The organism is Bradyrhizobium sp. SZCCHNS3052, from assembly GCF_032484495.1.
Taxonomy (GTDB): domain Bacteria; phylum Pseudomonadota; class Alphaproteobacteria; order Rhizobiales; family Xanthobacteraceae; genus Bradyrhizobium.
Window position 1 is genome coordinate 27,824 of the sequence record NZ_JAUETB010000015.1, and the last position, 16,498, is coordinate 44,321.

The 16,498-nt window shown below is 66.4% G+C and carries 17 protein-coding genes; 5 read left to right on the forward strand and 12 right to left on the reverse strand.

From position 1 onward, the window contains the following. Positions 1-2 precede the first annotated feature (2 nt). From QX073_RS30500 to ftsE, 4 genes are all read right to left on the reverse strand, one after another. A complete protein-coding gene (locus tag QX073_RS30500; protein WP_315718107.1) occupies positions 3-770 on the reverse strand; it encodes a lysophospholipid acyltransferase family protein in 768 nt (255 codons plus the stop codon). 12 nt (positions 771-782) lie between these two features. Next, positions 783-1,496, reverse strand: a complete 714-nt coding sequence (locus tag QX073_RS30505; protein WP_316226853.1) for a YdcF family protein — start codon at positions 1,494-1,496, stop codon at positions 783-785. Positions 1,497-1,751: 255 nt separating this feature from the next. Continuing rightward, positions 1,752-2,720 (reverse strand): ABC transporter permease, encoded by a 969-nt coding sequence (locus tag QX073_RS30510; protein ID WP_315826642.1) that lies wholly within the window; start codon positions 2,718-2,720, stop codon positions 1,752-1,754. Next, a complete protein-coding gene (ftsE, locus tag QX073_RS30515; RefSeq protein WP_006615648.1) occupies positions 2,713-3,372 on the reverse strand; it encodes a cell division ATP-binding protein FtsE in 660 nt (219 codons plus the stop codon). The genes QX073_RS30510 and ftsE overlap by 8 nt, the downstream gene beginning before the upstream one ends. Before the next feature lie 214 nt (positions 3,373-3,586). Between ftsE and QX073_RS30520 the strand changes: the two genes are divergently transcribed. Together QX073_RS30520 and QX073_RS30525 are read left to right on the forward strand one after the other, a co-directional pair. Continuing rightward, positions 3,587-4,441: an MJ0042-type zinc finger domain-containing protein gene (locus tag QX073_RS30520; RefSeq protein ID WP_316187402.1), complete on the forward strand. Its 855-nt coding sequence runs from the start codon at positions 3,587-3,589 to the stop codon at positions 4,439-4,441. A gap of 54 nt (positions 4,442-4,495) precedes the next feature. After that, complete coding sequence (locus tag QX073_RS30525; protein WP_315718112.1) at positions 4,496-4,876, forward strand: response regulator; 381 nt, start codon at positions 4,496-4,498, stop codon at positions 4,874-4,876. A gap of 388 nt (positions 4,877-5,264) precedes the next feature. On the opposite strand, the gene QX073_RS30530 is transcribed toward QX073_RS30525, so the two are convergent. The 7 genes from QX073_RS30530 to QX073_RS30560 form a co-directional block, all read right to left on the reverse strand. Beyond that, positions 5,265-6,434, reverse strand: coding sequence for a mandelate racemase/muconate lactonizing enzyme family protein (locus QX073_RS30530; RefSeq protein WP_316226854.1), 1,170 nt, complete (start codon positions 6,432-6,434; stop codon positions 5,265-5,267). Between the two features lie 34 nt (positions 6,435-6,468). Then, entirely contained in the window at positions 6,469-7,176 is a 708-nt protein-coding gene (locus QX073_RS30535; protein WP_316226855.1) for an SDR family oxidoreductase, read from the reverse strand. After that, complete coding sequence (locus QX073_RS30540) at positions 7,173-8,243, reverse strand: ABC transporter substrate-binding protein (protein WP_316226856.1); 1,071 nt, start codon at positions 8,241-8,243, stop codon at positions 7,173-7,175. The genes QX073_RS30535 and QX073_RS30540 overlap by 4 nt, the downstream gene beginning before the upstream one ends. Before the next feature lie 21 nt (positions 8,244-8,264). Beyond that, positions 8,265-9,104, reverse strand: a complete 840-nt coding sequence (locus QX073_RS30545; protein ID WP_316226857.1) for an ABC transporter permease — start codon at positions 9,102-9,104, stop codon at positions 8,265-8,267. Continuing rightward, a complete protein-coding gene (locus QX073_RS30550) occupies positions 9,097-9,924 on the reverse strand; it encodes an ABC transporter ATP-binding protein (RefSeq protein ID WP_316226858.1) in 828 nt (275 codons plus the stop codon). The genes QX073_RS30545 and QX073_RS30550 overlap by 8 nt, the downstream gene beginning before the upstream one ends. A 72-nt stretch (positions 9,925-9,996) precedes the next feature. Beyond that, positions 9,997-10,941: a dihydrodipicolinate synthase family protein gene (locus QX073_RS30555; protein WP_316171794.1), complete on the reverse strand. Its 945-nt coding sequence runs from the start codon at positions 10,939-10,941 to the stop codon at positions 9,997-9,999. Positions 10,942-10,969: 28 nt separating this feature from the next. Beyond that, a complete protein-coding gene (locus tag QX073_RS30560) occupies positions 10,970-11,785 on the reverse strand; it encodes an IclR family transcriptional regulator (RefSeq protein WP_315753841.1) in 816 nt (271 codons plus the stop codon). Between the two features lie 221 nt (positions 11,786-12,006). Here QX073_RS30560 and greA point away from each other — a divergent pair, with 221 nt between their 5' ends. Both greA and QX073_RS30570 read left to right on the forward strand, forming a co-directional pair. After that, positions 12,007-12,489, forward strand: coding sequence for a transcription elongation factor GreA (gene greA / locus QX073_RS30565; RefSeq protein WP_315753843.1), 483 nt, complete (start codon positions 12,007-12,009; stop codon positions 12,487-12,489). Between the two features lie 29 nt (positions 12,490-12,518). Further along, positions 12,519-12,983, forward strand: coding sequence for a metallophosphoesterase family protein (locus QX073_RS30570; RefSeq protein WP_316202577.1), 465 nt, complete (start codon positions 12,519-12,521; stop codon positions 12,981-12,983). Between the two features lie 55 nt (positions 12,984-13,038). On the opposite strand, the gene QX073_RS30575 is transcribed toward QX073_RS30570, so the two are convergent. Beyond that, positions 13,039-15,387 (reverse strand): phosphocholine-specific phospholipase C, encoded by a 2,349-nt coding sequence (locus QX073_RS30575; protein ID WP_316226859.1) that lies wholly within the window; start codon positions 15,385-15,387, stop codon positions 13,039-13,041. A gap of 226 nt (positions 15,388-15,613) precedes the next feature. On the opposite strand from QX073_RS30575, the gene QX073_RS30580 reads away from it, so the two are divergent. Then, the gene (locus QX073_RS30580; protein ID WP_316226860.1) at positions 15,614-16,444 is read left to right on the forward strand and encodes a MurR/RpiR family transcriptional regulator; all 831 of its coding nucleotides are present in this window, start codon (positions 15,614-15,616) and stop codon (positions 16,442-16,444) included. Positions 16,445-16,498: the final 54 nt, after the last annotated feature.

The following is a 16,498-nucleotide window of genomic DNA, read 5'->3' on the forward strand; positions in this document are numbered from 1 at the left end:
CCTCAAGCCTTCACCGGTGCCGGCACCCGGCCAAACAACTGCGCCTGTTCCGCCTGCCCCGCGGCGACGAGCCGGCCGGTCGCCTCTTCGATGACGCTCTGAATCCGCGCCATGAACTCATCGCGCGGCAGGCCAGGCGGCAGCGGATCGAGAAACTCCACGACGAGCGTGCCCGGATAGCGCAGAAATGTGCGGCGTGGCCAAAACAGACCCGAATTCAGCGCCACCGGCAGGCAGGGTACGCCGCAATCCGTGTAGATCAGGCCGACGCCGCCCTTGTAGTCCGGCGGTGCGCCCGCCGGACGCCGGGTGCCTTCCGGGAAGATCACAAACTGACGGCCGTGCTTCACCTCCTCCGCCGCCCGCCGCATCACCTGCTTCAACGCGCGGGCGCCGGAGCTGCGGTCGATCGCGATCATGTCCGCCTTGACGAGATACTGTCCGAACAAGGGAATCCGCAGCAGCTCGCGCTTGAGAACGAAGAACGGCGCATCGAAGAAATGCAGCAGCGAGATCGTCTCCCACATCGACTGATGCTTGGCGGCGACGATCAGCGGCCCCTTCGGGATCTTCTCGACGCCGCGATATTCGACGCGGATGTTGCAGACGACGCGCATCAACAAGATGTTGCTCTGCGCCCACCAGTTGGCGACGCGCAGCAGCGCCTTGCGGGGCATAGCCAGGGTCGGCAACGCGATCAGCGCCCAGAGCACGAAGTTCGGGTAGAATAGGATGTTGAACAGCAGCGAACGCAGGAAGATCGAGACCATCAGAAACCCAGTTCAATTGGCTTGCGCCGTCGTCGGTCGGCGCGACACCGAGCCGGTTGGCGGATCGAACTCGGGCGCGAGATCGAGGCCGAGATCGGCCAGCCGCAGCCGCATCTCGGCGGCGACATATTTGGCATATTCGGACAGCAGAAGTCGCACCGTCGGCGCGCTGGTCCACCACGGCTCGTCGCGCCATTTCTCGCCGACGACCGCATAGGGAATGAGATCCATGCTCGGCATCGCATGCGACAGTTCGACGATGGCCCGCGGCATGTGATAGTTCGACGTCACGACGATCAGCGACTTGAAGCCGCGCTCGCTCGCCCATCGCCGCGTCTGCGCGGCGTTGCTGCGGGTATTGATCGCCGAATAATCCAGATCGACGCAGCAGTTGATGAATGATCGCGCCTCGGGCAGCGACCGGGTGATGTCGCTGGCCTCGTTGGTCGGGTGCACACCGGAGATCAGCAGCCGCCGGCCATAGCCTCCCGCCAGGAGTTCCACCGCGTCCGATACGCGTGACGAGCCGCCGGTCAGGACCACGATTCCGTCCGCCTTGCGCTCGGGCTGGATCTCGGCGCCCCGCAATTGCGAGAGGAAGCCGACGAAGCCGACCGCCGCGACGAAGAAGCCGACCCCGAGCGTCGCCACGGCGCCCGCGAGCGTCCGCCACACCGCCACGGTGAGCCGCAGCTTTCGCCTGCTATGGTCAGTCTCCGGCTCCATGCAACGCCTGGCTTGTCCTTGCCTGCCTGCGCGCGGCGCCATGCCGTCGCGCGATCCCGTCGTTCAAGTCCGGGAACGCAGGCAGGTTTCGCCGGCCTCCCGATCACGTTCGCTCGCCGCCGATCCTGGCGTGCGAGCTCCGCCGTGTTCGTGACCCAGCTCACCCCGTCCTGCCTCACCCCGGCGCAGACGATTTTAGGCGGTTTTCGGGCCAAGTGAAATCCGCAACGAGACGGCTGGGGATAGAAGCCGCCATCAGTCGATGCTCGCCAGGGTCGTGAACAGGGTCCGGCGTGCGGCCCAGCCGGTCACCGCGGCGATCACCACGGCCTGCAGCGCGATCGCGACATAGCCGAGCGGGCGCAGCGAGAATGTCCCCAGCAACGCCGCGAACTGATCGCCGACGGGAGTGCCGGAGAACCAGTTGGCGATCGACTCCGAGAACCCGAATCCGAGCATCGCAAGGCCGCCACCGATCACGCCCCCCTCCAGTCCGAGCTGCAAAAAGTGCCGCAGGAAGTGGTTGGCGATGTAGCGGTCGCCGGCGCCGACGAAATGCAGCACCTCGACGATCGGCCGGTTCGCGGCCATCGCGCCGCGGGTCGCGAACGACACCGAGATGATGGTGGCAGCGATCACCAGCAGCAGAATGCCGAAGCCTGCGAAAAGCGTCGCGCCTGTCATCGAGCGCATGCGCTCGATCCAGGCGCGGTGGTCATCCACGCTGGCGGTCGGCGCAACCTGGGTCACGCGGCTGCGCAGGGCGTTGAGATCGAAGCTGGTGCCGGGCTGGACGCGCGCGATGATGACGCGCGGCACCGGAAGCTCGTCGAACGACAGGCCGCTGCCGAGCCACGGCTCCAGCAGCTTGCTGGATTCCTCCTTGGTGAACGGCCGGACCTCCACGATTCCGGACTGCGCCCGCATCGCCTCCGTCACCAGGGCAATGTCGCGCTCGATGTCCCGGCCGGTCTTGGGGCGAACCTGGACGGTGATCTCGCTCGACACCTCCGACTGCCACTCGGCCGCGGACTCGCTGACCAGCAGCACGCCGCCGGTCGTGATCGAGGCCAGGAAGGTCATGATCGCCACCACGGCGACCAGCGCGCGGCCGGCGATCGAGGCGCGCGGCACGATCGGCGACACGATGCGGGCCTGCGCCGGCAGTTGCGGGCGGTCATCGCCGAGATCGACCAGGAGGCCGCGATCGTCTACGCTACTCATAGATGTGCAATCGTCCCTGATGCAGCACCAGCCGGCGGGCCTCGTATTGGTCCATCAGCGTGATGTCATGGGTTGCGATGATGACCGCCGTCCCCGAGCGGTTCAATTCGATGAACAGCCGCAGCAGGCGGCGCCCGAGCGTCGGATCGACGTTGCCGGTCGGCTCGTCCGCGAGCAGCAGTTGCGGCCGCGAGATCACGGCGCGCGCGATCGCCGCGCGCTGCTTCTCACCACCCGACAGGATCGGCGGCAGCGCGTCCATGCGCTCGCCAAGGCCGACCCATTTCAGGAGGTCGATGACCTCCTTGCGGTAGCTCGATTCATCCCGCCCCATGACGCGAAACGGCAGCGCCACGTTCTCATAGGTCGTCATGTGGTCGAGCAGCCGGAAGTCCTGCAGCACGATGCCGATGCGCTTGCGCAGATCGGCGATCTCCTCCTTGCTGAGCAGCGAGATGTCGTAGCCGAACAGATTGACCAGGCCGCGGGTCGGCCGCAGCGATAGAAACAACAGCTTGAGCAGCGAGGTCTTGCCCGCGCCCGACGGGCCGGTGAGGAACTGGAAGGAATGGGCCGGAATCTGGAAACTGAGGTCGCGGAGGATCTCCGGCCCCAATCCATAGCGCAGCCCAACATTTTCGAACCGAACCAAAGCGTCAGCTCCGTTCGACCGCGTGCGCGGCAGACCCGCACGCTCCAAGCTCAGCGGTACGATGGCCCGATTGAGCGCCCGTTATGGTTTCCGGTTCGTTAACGGTCGCCGTGTACCATTCGCGCGATTGAGTTCCGAAGTTCGTCGACATGGCGGTCCTTGTAGCACGAACTGTCGGAAACAAAGCGGCAATGGCCGTTGGAGAACAGGCGCGATGTTCATCGTTTGCCCTCATTGTACGACATCTTATGCCATCGACGTGGCAACCCTGGGTATGGCTGGACGCAGCGTACGCTGTTCCCGTTGCAAGGAGGTCTGGCTGGCGCGACCGGAGGATGCGGTCGAGGCGCCCGCCCCCATGCCTGCCATGGCGGAGGCCGGCGCGGCGGCCGCGCCCCGTGACGCGGCCGACGAGTGGGAAGCCCTCGCGCGCCAGGAAGACGACGACGAACGGACGCCCGACGTGGAAAGTCCGCCGCTGGCTGCCGGCTGGCCCGAGGATGCCCTCGCCGAGCCCGACGACGACACGGCCGATGCCGAGCAGCCGTTGCAGAGCGGGGCTTCGCGCCTCGCCGGTCTCCGCAAGCTCATCAGGCGCCCGACGTTGCCGGATTTCCCAGGCAACAAGGTGTTGAACCTGCCGGTGCTGACGGCCGCCATGGCGGCGCTCACAATTGCGCTGGTGGTGTGGCGCGCCGACGTCGTCAGGCTGCTGCCGCAGACGGCCTCGTTCTACAAGCTGGTCGGGCTCGAGGTGAACCTGCGCGGCCTGACCTTCAAGGACCTGAAGGTGGCGACCGAAACCGTCGACGGCAAGCCGGTGCTGGTGATCGAGGGGACGATCGTCAGCCTGACGAAGAAATCGGTCGACCTGCCGCGGCTGCGCTTCAGCGTCCGTGACGCGCAGGGCACCGAGATCTACGCCTGGAACACGCTGCTCGAGCAGACCGCGCTCAAGCCCGGCGAGCGCACGACGTTCAAGTCGCGGCTCGCCTCGCCCCCTCCCGAAGGCCGCAATATCGATATACGGTTCTTCAACCGGCGCGATCTCGCCGCCGGCAGTGCATGATGGTTCCGGTCTCGTGGGTCGCCCGCGGGGCCCACGAGACGGAGACGAAACGACATGTCGCGCGTGCTGATCGCCGACGACGAAGATTCGATGCGGACCTTGGTCGCGCGCGCCATTGCCATGGATGGACATGAGATCGTGACGGCGCAGGACGGTGCCGAGGCGCTCGACATCCTGACGCGCGAGGCCGGCGCCTTCGACCTGCTGCTGACCGACATCCAAATGCCCATCATGGACGGCATCGCGCTGGCGCTGTCGGCAGCACGCGATTTTCCCGACCTGACCATCCTGCTGATGACCGGCTTTGCCCATCAGCGCGAGCGGGCGTCGAATCTCAGCGCGATCGCTCACGACGTCATCACCAAGCCGTTCTCGATCGCCGACATCCGCACCGCGGTCGCCGACGCGCTGGCGTCAAAGGCTGCGAAGGCGTAGGGCGCCAACGATGATCCTCGACGTTGCTGCAGTCCGCGCTGTCATCCCTGCAAACGCAGGGATCCATAGCCACCGCCGCCGTTGAGGGACAAGACTGGTCCCACATCTCGCGCCATCACATCTCCCTGGGGGTATGGGTCCCGGGTCGGCGCCACGCCGTCGCTTCGCGCCATCGCGGCTTGCCCGGGACGACAGCGATGGGTGCGATGGAGCGCGGACGTGCCTGATGGGCTCGCGCCTGCGTAAAGGTCGCTGAAGGAACTGATCCTCTCTCCTCCGTCATTGCGAGCGCAGCGAAGCAATCCAGAATCCCTCTGCGGAGACCATCTGGATTGCTTCGCTGCGCTCGCAATGACGCTGGGGCGGCCGTCGGACGCCCCGCTCAGCTTCACGCGCTGAGCGCGCGCATCTCGGCATAGAGATCGGATTTGCCCTCGAAACCGATGCCGGGGAGGTCGGGCATCGTGATGTGGCCGTCGGTCACCTTCACGCCGTCGGGGAAGCCACCATAGGGCTGGAACAGGTCGGGATAGCTCTCATTGCCGCCGAGGCCGAGGCCGGCGGCGATGTTGAGCGACATCTGGTGGCCGCCATGCGGGATGCAGCGCGACGGCGACCAGCCATAGGTCCTGAGCACGTCGAGCGTGCGCAGATACTCGCACAGGCCGTAGGACAGCGCGCAGTCGAACTGCAGCCAGTCGCGATCGGGGCGCATGCCGCCGTAGCGGATGAGGTTGCGCGCGTCCTGGTGGCTGAACAGGTTCTCGCCGGTCGCCATCGGGCCGGGATAGAAATCGGCCAAGGTCGCCTGCAGGTGATAGTCGAGCGGATCGCCCGCCTCCTCGTACCAGAACAGCGGATAGTCGCGCAGCATCTTGGCGTAGGCGATCGCAGTCTCCAGGTCGAAGCGGCCGTTGGCGTCGACCGCGAGCTGATTGTTGGGGCCGATCTCGGCGAGCACTGCCTCGATGCGCTGGCGGTCCTCGTCGATCGGCGCGCCGCCGATCTTCATCTTGACGACATTGTAGCCGCGATCGAGATAGCCGCGCATCTCGCGGCGCAGCGCCGAGAGATCCTTGCCCGGATAGTAGTAGCCGCCGGCGGCGTAGACGAACACCCGCGGATCAGCCTTGCGGTTGTGACGCTCCGCGAGCAGGCGGAACAGCGGCTTGTCCGCGATCTTGGCGACCGCATCCCAGATCGCCATGTCCAACGTTCCGACCGCGACCGAACGCTCGCCGTGGCCGCCGGGCTTCTCGTTGATCATCATCGCCGCCCAGGCCTTGTCGGGATCGAGGTTGCCCCTGGTGGAATCGAGCAACGATGTGGGATCAGCTTCCAGGAGTCGCGTGCGAAAACGCTCGCGGATCAGGCCGCCCTGCCCGTAGCGGCCGTTGGAGTTGAAGCCGTAGCCGACCACGGGCCGGCCATTGCGCTCGACATTGGTGATGACCGCGACCAGGCTCGACGTCATCTTGGTGAAGTCGATATAGGCATTGCGGATCGGCGACGAGATCGGCTTCGTCATCTCGCGGACGTCGACGATACGAACGGTCATGGTCATTCTCCTGGTCGGGGTCGCACGCGCCGTTTCAGAGCGAGGCGCCTGCGCAGATGGTGATGGTCTGGCCGGTGATGGCGCCCGCTTCCGGCAACAGCAGGAAGGCGGTGAGCGCAGCCACCTCGACCGGATCGACGTAGCGCCCCATCGGCGGCAGCACCGGCGCGGTACCGGCGCGGCTGGGATCGCGCAGAAACGGCGTGTCGGTCGCAGCCGGTGCGACGACGTTGACGGTGATCAGGCGCGGCGCCAGCTCGATCGCCCAGGAGCGGGCGAGGCCGGTGAGTGCCGCCTTGGTCGCGGCGTATTGGCTGCGGCCGGCCGCGCCATTGGCGGTGCGGCTGCCGATCAGCACGATGCGCCCGCCTTCGCGCAGGCGCGGCGCCAGCGCATTGGCCAGCGCCTCCGCGGCGCCGACATGGACGCGCCACATCCCTTCGCTGCTCTCGGCCTGCAACTCGCCGAGACGGCCGACACGCATGTAGCCGGCGGCGTGGACCAGCGCGGTCACGGCGCCGACGTCAGCAAGGCGCGCGATCAGCGTCTGCGGTTCAGCGAGATCGGCCTCGAAGCCACCGAAGTGTTCGTGCGACAGCACCGAGGCCGCGCGGTCGATGCCGGTCACGCGCCAGCCGTCCGCCAGCAGACGCTCGGCGATGGCGCGGCCGATGCCCGAGCTGGTTCCGGTCACCACCGCATGGCGAAGGCCCGAGCTGCTGTCGTGGTCCTGTGCCGTCATCCCTTGTACGCAGCCGCCTCGGCCCTGACCTTCACCGCATCGAAATTGTTGATCTTGTCGATCAGCTCATTGGTGTAGAGCGCAGCATAGTCCTTTATGTCCAGCCCGTTCATCGCGGCCTCCGTGCGGAACTCCTGCTCGTTGATCCCGCCCATCTTCGTATCGGCATAAGGCGGCGCGTAGAGCTTGATGCGGCGGCTGATCGACTGCAGCACGGCCTTGACCGCCGCGTCCTCGCTGGCACCGCGCGGCGCCGTCTCCGGGTACATCTTGAGAAAGGCCCTGGCGCCGGCGGTCGGATTGGCGAGCAGGAATTGCGACGCCTTGCACACCGAGCGGCCAAAGCCGACCAGGAGATCCCTGTCCTTCTCGAACGTCTGCGGCATCGCCATCAGGAACTGGCCGCCGACCATCGGGATCCTGGTCGGACGCGGCAGATAGGCCAGCTCGATGCCGGCAGCCTCGATCTGGCCGAAGCCAGTATCGAAATAAGCGAGCGCATCGATCACGCCGCGCTGCAGGGCGACCCCCGCCGGCGTGCCGTTGCCGACCGCGACCCAGCTCACATCCTTCTCGGGATCCAGGCCCAGCGCCTTCAGCACGTTCTTGGTGACGGGATATTCGGTGGCACCGAAGTCGGACACGCCGATCTTCTTGCCCTTGAGGTCCGTGTAGCTCTTGAGCCCCGAGCCAGGCGGGACGGCGATGTCCCATTTGTACGGATAGGTATATTGATAGAACAGCTTCGCGCCACCCCATTCGCCCTTGGCGAGCAGCGGCAGCGCTGTCGACGGCACGCCGACGCCGACGGTGACGGAGCCACGGTCGGTCGCGACCTGGACGTTGGCATTGGTGCCGAGCGCTTGGACGTCGAGCGAGAACCCTTCCTGCGCGTTGTAGCCGAGCGCCTCGCCGATCACGCAATTGATGATGGTGGCGTTGAGCGCCTTGAGCCCGACGCCGAAGCGAAGCTTCTTCGCGTCCGCCGCCATCAGGCCGGCCGGCGCGCCGCTCATCAGCAGCGCCGCGCCGGCACTGCTCTTCAGGAATGACCTGCGCGAAACCATCCTTCGTTCCTCCCTGTTGTCCTATTTTTTCCGGTTGGCGCCCCAGTGCACGATCTTGGCCTCGCACCAGCGCACGATCCCATGCAGCACGATGCCGAGCACGCCGAGAATGATCAGCGCGGCGAACACGCCGGCGACGTCCGACACCGCCTGCGCCTGCGTGATGACGACCCCCATGCCACGCTGGGCGCCGAGGAATTCGGCCACGATCGCGCCGAGCAGTGCATAGACCACCGCCATGTCGAGGCCCGCGAAAATGAAGGGCGCGGCGTTGGGCAGCTTGACGATGCGGTAGGTCTCGAAGCGCGAGGCCGACAGCGAGCGCATCAGGTCGATACGCTCGGGCTCGACGGCGCGCAGCCCCGTGAAGCTGTTGATCAGCACCGGGAAGAACGACAGCAGCGCCGAGATCGCGACCTTCGAGCCGTCACCGAAGCCGAACCAGATCACGATCAGCGGCGCGATCGCCACCTTGGGCAGGCTCTGCAGCGCGAACGCATAGGGCATCACCAGGCGCTCGATGGCTTCGACCTCGGCCATCAAGGAGCCGATGACGAGGCCGAGCCCGACGCCGATGGCGCAGCCGGCGGCGGCGTTGCTCAGCGTGCTCCACAGCGGCAGGTAATAGCCGAGCGGGCTGGCCGGGCTGACCGCGAGCCCGGACCACAACGCACGAACGACCGCTTCGGGCTTCGGCAGAATGTAGGACGGGATGTTCAGCAGGTTGACCGCGGCGATCCAGCTCAGGATCAGCACCGCGAGGCCGATCCAGGCGATCGGCGAGCCCAGGCTGACGCGGCGCCGGGGGCTTGCGGGCTTCTGCGACAGGGCTGAAACGGCGACGTTGGCGAGATCAGTCATGGCCGTGCTCCTGTGCATTGAGCAGCCCGCGAACTTCCCTGGCAAGCCGCGCATAGTCCGGATGCAGCACGATGTCGTCGAAGCTGCGCTGCCGCGGGATCGGCACGTGGAGATCGGCAAGGATGCGGCCGGGACGCGCCGACATCACGATGACGCGGTCGGCCAGGAAGATGGCTTCCGAGATCGAGTGCGTAATCAGCAGGACGGTCTTGCGGTTCTCCTGCCAGATTCGCTGCAGCTCGAGGTTCAGCCGCTCGCGCGTCAGTGCGTCGAGCGCGCCGAACGGCTCGTCCATCAGCAGGATCTCGGGATCGCGCGCCAGCGCGCGGCAGATCCCGGCGCGCTGCTGCATGCCGCCGGACAGCTCATAGGGATATTTGTCGCCGAAATCGCCGAGACCGGTAACGGCGAGCAGGCGCTCGATGCGATCGCCGGCCGGGGCATGTTTGCCACCGACGCGCAAGGGCAGCCCGACATTGTCGCGCACCGTCATCCACGGCAGCAGGTTGGCCGCCTGGAACACGACGCCGACCTTGCGCGAGGGACCGGCGACGGGCTCGCCATCGAGCAGCAGCCGGCCGTCGCTGTAACTATCAAGCCCCGCGAGCAGACGCAGCAAGGTGCTCTTGCCGCAGCCGGAGGGACCGACGACACAGACGAACTCGCCCGGCTTGATATCCAGCGAGATCCGGCTCAGCGCATGGACCGCCGCGCCGGAGGCCGAGACGTAGGTCTTCGACAGTTGATCGATCGCGATGAGCACAGCCTCGGGCACAGCCGCAGCGCGCCGGGTTGCATCGTCGACATCCATCGTCAGCATCAGCGTCCACCCGGTGTCTTTTTGTTGTGATCACGGGGCAACGGCCGGCACCGGCCGTCGCCTCTCGCAAGCTCAGGCCGCAGCCTTCACCGTCAACCCGGCCGCGGCCACCGCGGCGCGGATCGCGGCCATCTCCTCGGCGCTCGGCGCATGCGTCGGCGGCCGCACGGTGGCATCGCGGATCACGCCGGCGACCTGCATCGCCGCCTTCATGCGGCCATGCGCCTCCCCGGTCGGCTCGCCGCCGCCATACACCGCGTCCTTGAGCGGATCGATCATGGCCTGCAGCTTCATCGCAAGCTTAAGGTCGCCAGCGGTGACGGCAGCGAACAGATCGTAGATCAGATCCGGAATCAGCGAGGCGAAGCCGACCAGCGCACCATCGACGCCCTGCACCATCGAGGCCAGCAGATATTCGTCATGACAGGTCAGCAGCGCCTTGTGCGGCGCCGCGGCGCGGATCGCCTTGAGGTCGCGGGCGTATTTGTTCATCTCGCGGGTGCCGATCTTGAACGCCTGCACGTGGTCGAGGCGGGCGAGCTCGGCGAGCAGCTCCGAGGAGAACGAGGCGCGGGTCCAGGCGGGATAGACATGCACGATCAGCGGCAGCCTGGTGGCTTCGCCGATGGCGCTGAAATAATCCAGGCAGTGCTCGCGCTTGAAGCCGAAGCGCAGCCAGTGATGGGGCGGCATGATGTCGAGAGCAGTCGCGCCCGCTTCCTTCGCCATCAGCGCATGCTCGATGCCGTCCTTGATGCCTTCGCACACGACGGAGGAGATGGTCGGGCAGATGCCGGTGAGCGCCTTGGCGACGATGCGCGTCACCTCCGCGCGCTCCTTCGCCGTGAGGCTGAACACCTCGCCGGTGTGGCCGTTGGTCATGATGCCGACGATGCCGCGACGCTTGCCGAGCCAGGCTGCGTAACGCGACAGCTCGACCTCATCGATGCTGTGGTCGGCGTTGAAGGGGACGGCGATCGCCGGGATGATCCCCTTGAAGTTGGTCATGACGCTCATGCTTGCTCCTGTTTCGTCACATCGACGTTCATCGTTTCGCGACCGTCGCAGTCGCCCCGCCCATGGCCTCCAGAGCCCGGGACAGCTGGGCTGCCGCTCTGAGCAGCGGCGCCACGCCAAGCCGCTCGAAGTCGTCCGCGGTGATGCGCATGGTGGGCGCAGCGATACTGATCGCCGCGAGCGGAATGCCGTCGCGGTCGATGACGGGCGCGGCGAGCACGCACAGCCCCGGCGCATTTTCCTGATTTGACAGCGCGTAGCCGGCAGCCTTCACTTCGCACAGGCGCTGCAGCAGCGCGTCGAGATCGGTGATCGTGGTTTCGGTGCGCTTGATGCGCGGCTGCGCCTCGAGCACCTCGATCTGCGTCTCGACCGGCAGCAATGACAGGATCGCCTGGCCGACGGCGGTCGAATAGACCGGCGCGCGGCTGCCGATGCGGACGTCGACGCCGAGCCGGACGAGGCCCGCCTGGATGCGCTCGACATAGACGATGTCGCTGCCGTCGAGCACCGCGAGCGAGGCAGCCTCGTTCATCTCGCCGACCAGGCTGCGCAGGATCGGGCGCGCCTGTGTGCGTAGCTCCGAGCGCGCGATCGCGTTGAAGCCCAGATCGAGGCATTTCAGCGTCAGGCGGAAGCGCCTGGAGTCGCCGACCTTCTCGACATAGCCGAGCATCACGAGCGTGTTGAGCAGGCGGAACGTGGTGCCCTTGTCGAGCGCCGCGCGGCGCGCAACGTCGGCGAGCACCAGCTCGGGCTCCTCGCTGGTGAAGGCATTGAGCACCTGAAAGCCCTTGGCCAGCGACTGCACGACGCTTTTGCCAGCCTTGCTGTCCTCGTCCACGTGGAGGCTCCGACGTTTCCTGCTTGACGCCGGCCTTGACGACCGGCATTCGGATTGACTAAGGTTCGGATTGCGAACTATAGTTCGTATATTAGAATGCGCGTAGCCGCTGCTGTCAAGCGCGCTCGCGCGCGGCATGCGACACGGCTTGAAATCCGCGCAGCCGGCATGATCTCTCCCTGAGGGCCGCGACATCTCGCGGCCCTTTTCAGGAGTCCGGCGTGAGCGTCGCATTCACCAAGGAAGAGAGCGCCGAGACGGCGGCCGAAACGCAACTGCCCGACCGGCCGGTCTCGCCGCATCCGAACCTCGTGACCGCGGCCGGACTCAAGGCGCTCGAGGAGCAGTTGCGCGAAGCGCAGGCGGCGTTTGAGGCGGCCCAGGGAATCGAGGACGTCAACGAGCGGCGACGGGAGTCGGCGCTGCCGCTGCGCGACGCGCGCTACTTTGCAGCGCGGGTGCGGACCGCGCAGGTGATGCCGGCGCCGACATCGACGGAGCAGATCGCGTTCGGCAGCACGGTGACGTTCAAGCGCGGCGACGGCCGCGTCCAGACCTACACCATCGTCGGCGAGGACGAGGCCGATCCGAAGCGCGGCATGATCTCCTATGTCTCCCCTGTGGCTCGCCTGCTGATGGGCAAATCGGCCGGCGACATGGTCGAGGTCACCGGACAAGAGCTGGAGATTCTCACGATCGCCTGAGGCGATGCCCATCACGCCGGCAGGAAACGATGCTCAAAGTTGGAATCATCTCCGACACTCATGGGCTGCTGCGGCCGGAGGCAGTGCGATGTCTGTCGGGCGTCCACCACATCATCCACGCCGGCGATATCGGCCGGCACGAGATCGTCGAGCGGCTTCGCCTGATCGCGCCGGTGACTGCGATCCGCGGCAACATCGATACGGCAGATTGGGCGAATGCATATCCTGCGACCGAGACCGTCAGGCTCGGCACGCGTGCCGTCCATGTCGTGCACGACGTCCACGACCTCGCGATCGACCCTGCAACGGCGGGTATCGACATCGTCGTGTCCGGTCATTCGCATCGCGCAGGCGTCGGGACACGCGACGGCGTGCTCTACCTGAATCCGGGCAGCGCAGGGCCGCGCCGCTTCAGGCTGCCGATCACCCTGGCGACGCTGAACATCTCCTCGGGCCAACTGTCACCCGCGATCCACGATCTCGGCAGCGCCTGAGGCAAAGCGAAAGGGCGCCCATGGGCGCCCTCCGCAAATCTCGTGGATGCATCGATCAGAAGCGATCGGCCAGCGCCATGCCGGGATCGCTGAACGAGGGACGGCCGGTCTCGACATGTCCGGCGACGCGCCGGTAGAAGCTGTCGTCGGTGTCGCTGGTGACGACGAAGTCGTACCACAGGCCGGATTTGCGCAAATGCCAATAGAGCTCGCCGTGGCGACCGGGTGCAGACACCTTGACGGTCCACGACGTCGATGGGCCGCCATGGCTCGGTCCGGGGAAGAAGGTCGGTGCGCCAAAGCCGAAGCCGGGAGCATCGAAGTCGGGCGCCGACCGGAAGCCCGGCACCACGCCAAAACCCACCGGATGGAAGCCCGGGCGCGGACCGAAGCCGGGACATTGCGGCTCCAGCGCGGCCGAGACCGAGGCGGTGACGGCCTGCAGCGGCCCATAGATCTCGTTGGACTTCACCGTGAAGCTCACGCGGGCATGGCCGTCGTTGCGCAGCTGCATGTGCAGGCCGCCCTCGAAGACGTTGTAGCCGACGAAGATCTCCGGGTTGGCGGCATTCGACGGCCTGACCTTGTCGAGGTCGCCCTTGAAATGACGATGGAAGCCGTTCGGGCCGAGCACCCAGAGATCATACAGGCCATCGCTGCCGACGCTCCATTCATCGTCGATCATCTTGCCGGCCTCGACGGTGTAGCGGCGCGGAATGAGATCGAGATGCTGCTTGTCGTAGACGTGGAACACGGCGCCGGAAAAGCCGGTGTTGGCGAACAACAGCTTGACCTTGCCCGCGGCGGCGTCGACCTTCGCGGTGGCGTGCAGGATGTAGGGCAGCGGGCGCGAATAGCGCGCGCCGCTCTCCTGGAACAGCGGCTGCGGTGTCGCGGGCGCAACCGGCGCCGGCAACGTCTTCTGGTGCGCGTCCGAGGCCTGCCAGTTGCTCTGGTCGGGCAGCTCCGGGAAGCGCGGATCGTTCGGGCTGGCGAAGTCGAACGCCGAGGTGAGATCGCCGGAGACGGCGCGGTGCCAGGGGCTGATGGCGTCGACCTTGATCGCAAAGCGCTTCTCGAGGAAGCGACCGATCGAGGTGTGGTCGAACACCTGCGAGTTGACCCAGCCGCCCTTGCTCCAAGGTGAAACGACGTACATCGGCACCCGCGCGGAGAGGCCCCAAGGACGGATGTTGCCGCTGATGGTGTCGGTCGCAGTCAGCACGTTGCCGACGGTGTTGGAGAAATACTCGCCGTCGAGCGGCAAGGTCGCCTTGCCCATCAGCTTGCCGTTGATGTCGTAGGACGGCACTGCGGGCGCCGGCAGATGATCGAAGAAGCCGTCATTCTCGTCGAAGGTCAGAAAGAAGACGGTCTGGCTCCAGACCTCGGGATTGGCGGTCAGGGCTTCCAGCACCTGGTCGGTGAAATTGCCGGCGCGGGTCGGGCTGCCGCCGCCGGGATGCTCGGAGTTGGCCTGCGTCGGCAGGATCCACGACACCTGCGGCAAGGTGCCGGCCATCACGTCGGCCTTCAGCCGGTCGAGATAATCCGGGCCGCCGGTCAGGCCGTGCACGTAGTTCGCATCGCCCGGCTGGGCATGACGGAAGCTGGAGAACGCCAGGCAGCCGTGCATCGCGCCGGTCCAGTTGTCGTTCATGTCCTGATAGATGTGCCAGCTGACGCCGGCCTTGTTCAGCAGATCGGGCAGCGTGTCCCAGGCGAAGTCGCTGCCGACATATTTGTAGGTCGCCTGTGGCTGCGCCTGACCCGCGACCCAATTGTGCGGGTTCGGCCAGCAGCGCAGGTTGTTGGGCTCGGAATCGTTGGTGGTGGAGTTGATGCCCTGAGCGCGCAGCGCCGGATTGAAGTTGGAGCCCGACCAGAACACGATGCGGTTGGGATCGGTGCCGGTGGTGATCGACGCGTGGTAGGCGTCGCAGATCGTGAACGCCTCGGCGAGCGCGAACTGGAACGGAATGTCGTCGCGGCCGAAATAGCCCATCGCATAGGGCGTCTTGTACTTCGCCCAATAGCCCATCTTGCCCTGATTCCACGCCGCCTGGCTGTCGCCGAACGAGTGCGGCGTGCCGTAGCCCACCAGCGCGTTCGAGGTCGTGGAGTCGCGGTGATAGGGCGGAATCTCGCGGCTGCCGTCGGACTGGAACCAGACCGGCTTGCCGCTCTCCAGCGGGATCGGGAAGCGGTCGCCGAAGCCGCGGACGCCGCGCAGCGTGCCGAAGTAGTGGTCGAAGGAGCGGTTCTCCTGCATCAGGATGACGATGTGCTTGACGTCCTGAATGGTGCCGGTCCGGCGCCGTGCCGGAATGGCCAGCGCCTGGCGGATGCTGGCGAAGGCAGCCGCCGCCGTGGCGCCTGCCAAGAAATCGCGACGTGTTGTCATGCTGATACGACCTTTTGAAATCCTGAAGAACGTATTCAGGGTTGGCGGGGCGAGCCCGACCTGCTCCTGCGAACGTCCCTGGCGTATCAGCGCGACTTGACAGCGCTGTGAAATTTTTATTTACGAAATGAAACTGAATGAGATTTCCTCAGTATCGGGGCACAGCTTATCGGGGCACAGCGTGACGGGATCGACCTTTCGTTCTGGGCCGGGCGTGAACGGCATCTTGTTTCGTATTCGCGAGCTGCAGAACGAGCTGCCGCCGAAAGCGCGGCAGATCGCGGAGCTGGTCATCGCCCGGCCGGAGCCGTTCATCCACATGTCGATCACCGAGGTCGCGGAAGCCTGCGGCGTGAGCGAGGGGACGATCGTGTCGTTCTGCCGGCGGGTCGGGGTGCGGGGCTTCCAGGAGCTCAAGATCATGCTGGCGCGGGACCTGATCGAGCCGGTCCGGCTGATCCAGGAGGACCTGCATCGCGGCGATGATCCGGCGACGGTGACGGACCACATCTTCGCGGCGCATGCCGCCTCGCTGCAGGAGACGCGGCGGCTGCTGTCGATGGACGCGCTGGCGCAGGCGGCGAAGCTGCTGCGCGCGGCGCGGCGCGTCGAGATCTACGGCATCGGGAGCTCGGCGCCGATTGCGCAGGACCTGTCGTACCGGCTGCTGCAGCTCGGGCTGGCGGCCAATGCGATCGTCGATTCGCATGTTCAGGCGGTCAGCGCCGGGATGGCCGGCCCCGATGTCGCGACCGTCACCGTGTCGCATTCGGGCAGCACGGTCGAGACCGTGCTGGCGACGCGGCTGGCGCAGGCCGCGGGTGCGCGCACCATCGGCATCACCCGGCTCGGCAAGTCGCCGCTGGCGGCGCATTGCGAGGTGCTGCTCTACACCGTCGCCAACGAGACGCGCTATCGCCCGGAGGCGATGAGCAGCCGTGTCGCGCAGCTCGCGATCATCGACACGCTGGTCAGCTGCTGCGCGCTGACCGACACCGAGCGCTCCGTCGACCGGCTGCAGCACGCGGCGCGCATCCTGTCCGAGAAGCGCTACTGAACTGCGCGGCCTCCGGTCAAAACGGTGAGCCACGGGGATGATCTCCCGTGGCCG